A 5,818-nucleotide genomic window follows, 5' to 3' on the forward strand; every position below is an offset into this window, starting at 1 on the left:
TGGGATTTATGATTTGAATTTTGGAAATTTATTGTCATCGTCCCATTATGCCCAATAAAACCGGGTGAGTACTCGAAATGACATTGCATAATTGATTTTTCAAAACCTTCTTTGTCTTTTTCCAATGCACGAAACGGCCGGTGCGGCGATCCATCCCAGATAACAGCAAAAAAAAGCTTTTCTTTTTCCACGCTCTTTCCGATAAAATTCAGCGCCACATCAACAATAATATCTGAAGTAGTACCTTCATATTCTTTAAACTCCGTTATCGCTCATCAGCGGATCGATATCGAAAAAAACTGATTTTAAACATTTTAATTCGATTTATTAATTGTGCAGCCTGTAATGAAAGTTTTGTTTTGTCATAGAGTGAAGAATTCCATGAGTTAATTAATTTATTTGATTACTTCTCCAGTTGATTTTCTGCAGGTTCAAGCCCGGCCAGGTGTTCTTCCAGCACTTTCCTTATTTCGGCAATAATTTCAGGATGTTCTTCGGCAATGTTGTATTTTTCAGCCGGATCGACACTTACATTATAAAGTAGCGGTTGTTCCAGTGCAGTAGGAGCATTTGTTATTTCAATCAGCGGTTTTGTGATTGGATGCGCGGTTTGTGTTCCGTATTCATTCTGAATAATAAAATGCGCTTTGTAGTCTCCTTTTCGCACGGCATACACTTTTTCACCCCGGTAATAAAACACTACTTCGCGTTCCCCTTTTCCAGTTCCTGTGAGCAGCGGCGAAATATCATAGCCGTCATAAACCCGATCATCCGGAAGTTCTGTGCCGGAAAGTGCGCAAAAAGTTGGCAGCAAATCCATAGTGGTGCCCATTTCCATTACCACACCTGGTTTTAGTTTTCCGGGCCACCAAAAAACAGTGGGTTCACGCATACCACCTTCGAAAGTTCCACCTTTAGCTCCACGAAGTAATCCTGAAGAACCACCATGGGTTTTGAAAATGTGCCACGGACCGTTATCAGAAGTAAATACCACCAGCGTATTTTCAGCGATTCCCTCTTCCTCTAACGCTTTGACAATTTGTTCTACCGACCAATCAATCTCCTCCACCACATCACCGTAGATTCCCGCCACTGAGCTGTCTTTAAACTTTTCGGAACGAAAAAGCGGGATATGTGGCAATGAATGGGCGAGGTAAATAAAAAACGGTTCACCGCTCATTTCCTTTATTTTCTGAACGGCTTCTTCGGTGTATCTTTTGGTAATGGTGCGCTGGTCAGCCGGCCGTTCAATGATTTGCTCATCCCGCATCAGCGGCACATTATAAGCCTGAAACTGTTCATTTTCAGCCAGGGTGAAATGATCGGTTTTATCAATTTTGTCCATGTCGTTTGAGTAGGGGATTCCATAGTAACTATCGAACCCATGATCGGTGGGCAGATACGGTGATTTATGTCCCAGGTGCCATTTTCCGATGGCCGCGGTTTGATAACCATTTCCTTTTAACGCCCTGGCAATGGTGATTTCGCTTTGTGGCAGCCCGCCGTTTGAATCCGGAAAAAGGACACGGCGTTTATCGCTGCACATACCTGAACGTATGGGCAACCTGCCGGTTAACAGTCCTGCCCGGCTTGGAGTACAAACCGGTGCGGCCACATAAAAGCTGGTCCATTTTTGGCCTTCTGTCGCCAGTCGGTCGAGGGTAGGTGTTTTAATGGTCGGGTGACCAAAAACTCCCAGATCGCCATAACCGAGGTCGTCGGCAAAAATGACAATGAAATTGGGTTTTGAAGAATTTTCACTTTGGCTGTCAGCAGCCACAGCAGTTTGCTGAATTGTGAATCCCAGGATCAGGATTCCGGTCAGAAGAATCGATTTAATTTTTTTTGCTGTCATATTAAAAAACTGTTTAAAAATGAATATTTGCTTGCTTCATGTATCCACATCAGTAAAGATAATATTTCTTCACTTACTCAATTTTTTCAAGCTCCACCCAAAGCGGGAAAATATTTTTTCCACCGGTTGAATATTGCGGAATCAAGTCACATTCCATATCAGAAAAGTACACATCTTTCATTTCAATTATATCTGTCGGGGTATTTTTATTTTCCTGTCTGAAAATCAATGAATTTGTTTCCAGGAACATTGTCCCTTTTGTATTTAGCAACTCAATAAACCTGAACCGGATATTATACCTGCCCTCTTTAATTTTTACTCTCCAGAAGCCAAACACTTCTTCCTGTGTCCATATTCCGCGGGCACCGCCGGCATCGTTGCGGTTCAGATACACCGGATTTTCCTTTTCACTTCCGACCAATGGTAACTTCCTCGGTTGCCATTATGGCACCTCCGTTATATGTATCACGAACACCCGTGCGCAGCGAAAACCTGCCGGTCATCAAACTGGAGCGGGTAGGAGCACAAACGGGTGAAACGTAAAACTGATTAAACCGGATGCTTTCGCGGGCAAAATTGTCGAGCACAGGAGTTTTTACATGCGGATTTCCGTTGAATCCCAAATCGCCATAACCCTGGTCGTCGGTTATGATGAGGATTACATTGGGTGGTTGATTTTCCTGAGCTAAGGAAAAAACTGAAACTGCCAACAAGAGCAATGTAAGAGAAAGAATAGTTTTACCGGATTTTAACATGATAGTTTGATTTATAATAAATACCGTACTTCAGATAATCCCCTTCCTGGTTGCTTAACTCAGTTCAGAATGGGTTTGATCTGAGACCGGAAGATGTTCTATATTCTAATTCAATATTTTGCTGAAAATATCAAAAATTTAAATACACTTCCATTTTTTGCACGGTAAATCTTTATTTTATCAGTGCCCGTTTTCAATTATTTTCTCCATCAACGTTTTCAGCTCAGCCACTTTCTCCGGATGCCGAAAAAACAGGTTGGTGCTTTCCATTGCATCATCCTTAATATTGTACAACTGACCTTTGGGGCCTTTTTCTTCCGGTGTAAGTTTTGAAGGATGCGTAAATCCTCCGGAACCAAGCCCGTCGATGAATTTCCAGCCGCCACTGCGTATGCCGTAATAGCCTCCCGATGAATGATGAACCATCAACTGACGAACGACTTTTTCAGTTTCACCATTTAATACCGGCAAAAAACTGAAGCTGTCTTCGCCTTGGTTGTCAGCAAGAACTTGTCCTGTGAGGTCGGACAATGTGGCAAAAATATCGGTGAGGCTGATAAGTTGATTGCAGGTTGCCGCTTCTTTTATTTTTGCTGGCCACGAAATAATGAGCGGTACCCGGTGTCCGCCATCCCACACATCTCCTTTTTGTCCCTTACGACCCTGGTTGGAGTCGTGAGCATACAGCTCAATCTCTTCCTGTGGCCAGTAACCGCCATTGTCGCTAGAAAAAACCAGCATCGTGTTTTCTTCAATCCCGTTGCGGACCAGCGCGTTTTTTATTTGAGCAACCGCATCGTCTATATTAAAAATAAAATCACCGTATAATCCAACTGACGATTTTCCCTTGAATTCTTCCGTGGGCATCCAGGGAGTGTGCGGCCCGGTTAAAGGAAGGTATAAAAAAAATGGTTGTTTCTTATTATCAGTGGCTTGTTTTTCAATAAATTTAATACGTTCATCAACTATTTCTAAAAAACAATCTTCAACACGGAAAGAACTTGACATTTCACCTTCTCTCCACCACACACCTTTTTTCCAATAGACTGCCTCGTCATTGCTGTGTTTTTTGTCCCAGGCATATTTTGTATTTTCCAGCCTTCTTGGATAATGGTCGGTGGTTAAAATCATCTCAGAATCAATTGCCTGGTGATTACGCAAAAATACGTATGGCGGAATGTCAAGTGAAGCAGTATGAATAAACGAGTAATCAAATCCATAATCATTGGGACCGCAGGTCACTTTTTTGCTGAAATCTACATTGGAGTAACCCGTTTTCGAATCCATCCGCGGCTCGTTCCCGTCTTTGGTTTGCCACCCAACACCGAGGTGCCACTTTCCGATACAGGCCGTGGCATAACCACTCCTTTTCAGCAATGATGCCAGGGTTTCCCTCTCCTTCTCAATCACCGGGCCGGTAAATCCGCCAATTCCTCCGGCAGCTTTTTCCGAACGGAAAGCATACCTTCCGGTAAGGAGACCGTAGCGTGATGGCGTACAGACCGATGCACTGGCATGGGCTTCGGTAAATGTAATTCCTTCAGCCATTAATTTATCGATGGCCGGTGTTTCTGTCCGGGCAAAAGGATTCAATCCACTTACATCTCCATACCCCATATCGTCGGCAAAAATGATAATGATATTGGGTTTCGAAAGTTGATCCTTTGAATCTTTTGATGCCAGTGCATCATCGGATAGCCATAATTCAAATAGAAAAAGTCCGGCGAGAAAAAATAATTTCGTATTAAAAAGCTTCATTTCAGTTGGTTTCTTATTGTTCGATTTCTGATCAAAAATAGCAAAAACAAGTTCAGTAAAAAATTATGAAAATGGTAATCTTTCTGCATTTTCTTAAACCATAAATAATGAATGTGAGTGGGTTTTGAAATTGTAAATCTAAAATTTACAGCACGGTTCAAAGCATTCATTTTTTTTCACCGGTGCTTTCCCTGAAAGGATTCCTTCGGAAAGCCCGGTGGTTATCTGTCTCAGCATTTTTTGTGGCTTTAGCATTTAACTACTTTAATGGCTGAAGCCCTTTAGTTTTTGGCGGCCTCTATTCACCGGGCTGAAGCCGCGGTGTAAAAAAGAGGCTGCCCAGCGTGTCTTACCCTGTTACGTTTTAGGCCGTCCTGTTGGCTGTGTACCTTGTCCTGTTAACAAAAGTGGCTTCCAGTAGGCATTTTCCCTTTTCCTGTTAAACAGGAAGCCGGATTTTACCTGCAGGACAAACAAACCATCCAACAGGAAACGCAAAAACACTAACTCAAACAGCAAAAAAATGTAACAGGGCAGCAAAAGTACCAATTGCATGGAATTTGAGGTAACAGGACAGATAAAGAGAGTAACAAAGATTCTTTTCTGCGTTACTCCCTTTTGTCAATTCTATGGTTTTATATCTTCACGAAATAGAAGTAAAAACCCCAGCAATAACCCCACTGAAAATAATGTGGTAATTCCCCATATCGCATCCCAGTTGTAACCGGCCACAGTTAGATAATGGTCAATTAAACGAGCACACAAAAAGTTGCCCACCAGCAATCCGGCACCAAAAGTAACCAGAAAGATGAATCCCTGGGCTTGTGATTTTAAATGGGTAGGTGCTTTTTTGTTGATGTAAATCTGGCCGCCTACATAGAAAAACCCGAAAATAAGTCCGTGAATTAAAATACCGATGTAGTACATCCAGGGCTGTGTAACCATGCCACCAACATAAAAAGAAAGGTAGCGAATGGATAATGCAACCAGCCCTAGTACCATTGTTTTTCGTAATCCGAACTTTCTAATTGACAGCGGCACCAATAGTAAAAATCCCATTTCGGCCAGCACACCCCAGTTGATGGTAATGGAAATATATTTGATGTTGATATTCAGTAAAAACTCAGAAAAATAAGAGTAATACATAGCAAAGGGAATCATGGAGAGAAACGAAAAGATGATAAAGGCGGTAAAATTCCGGTCTTTCATCAGCTGAAGGGTTCCCAATCCAAAAGCCTCGGCAAGTGTGGCTTTTATTCCCTTTGCCAGTGGCGGAGTATCGGGCAACGACAGGTCTAGAAAAACTGCCACAAAACTCACCCCGGCTCCGCAGTAAAAAGGAATATGTGTTCCGTCAAAGTCGATGTTCAACAATTTTATGAAGATTAAACTGAATACCCCTGATGCTACCCATCCGATGGAACCAAAAACCCGTACTTTAGGAAAAGAT

At 42.3% G+C, this 5,818-nt stretch carries 6 protein-coding genes; all 6 read right to left on the reverse strand.

The window, feature by feature from the left end; all coding sequences use genetic code 11:
• Positions 1–191: hypothetical protein (locus ACTCNA_RS17390; protein ID WP_462949207.1), on the reverse strand; the 191-nt coding region annotated here is incomplete at its 3' end.
• Between the two features lie 212 nt (positions 192–403).
• Positions 404–1,855: a sulfatase family protein gene (locus ACTCNA_RS17395; protein ID WP_462949208.1), complete on the reverse strand. Its 1,452-nt coding sequence runs from the start codon at positions 1,853–1,855 to the stop codon at positions 404–406.
• A gap of 73 nt (positions 1,856–1,928) precedes the next feature.
• Positions 1,929–2,249, reverse strand: a complete 321-nt coding sequence (locus tag ACTCNA_RS17400; RefSeq protein WP_462949209.1) for a hypothetical protein — start codon at positions 2,247–2,249, stop codon at positions 1,929–1,931.
• Positions 2,250–2,262: 13 nt separating this feature from the next.
• The gene (locus tag ACTCNA_RS17405) at positions 2,263–2,610 is read right to left on the reverse strand and encodes a sulfatase-like hydrolase/transferase (protein WP_462949210.1); all 348 of its coding nucleotides are present in this window, start codon (positions 2,608–2,610) and stop codon (positions 2,263–2,265) included.
• 180 nt (positions 2,611–2,790) lie between these two features.
• Positions 2,791–4,368, reverse strand: a complete 1,578-nt coding sequence (locus ACTCNA_RS17410) for a sulfatase family protein (RefSeq protein ID WP_462949211.1) — start codon at positions 4,366–4,368, stop codon at positions 2,791–2,793.
• Positions 4,369–4,995: 627 nt separating this feature from the next.
• Positions 4,996–5,818: MFS transporter (locus ACTCNA_RS17415; protein ID WP_462949212.1), on the reverse strand; the 823-nt coding region annotated here is incomplete at its 5' end.

Source organism: Tangfeifania sp. (genome assembly GCF_055108615.1).

Bases quoted from the DNA above. Each gene is read 5' to 3' on its own strand.
- ACTCNA_RS17395 (WP_462949208.1), bottom strand. From the start codon at position 1,855: ATGACAGCAAAAAAAATTAAATCGATTCTTCTGACCGGAATCCTGATC.
- ACTCNA_RS17405 (WP_462949210.1), bottom strand. From the start codon at position 2,610: ATGTTAAAATCCGGTAAAACTATTCTTTCTCTTACATTGCTCTTGTTG.
- ACTCNA_RS17410 (WP_462949211.1), bottom strand. From the start codon at position 4,368: ATGAAGCTTTTTAATACGAAATTATTTTTTCTCGCCGGACTTTTTCTA.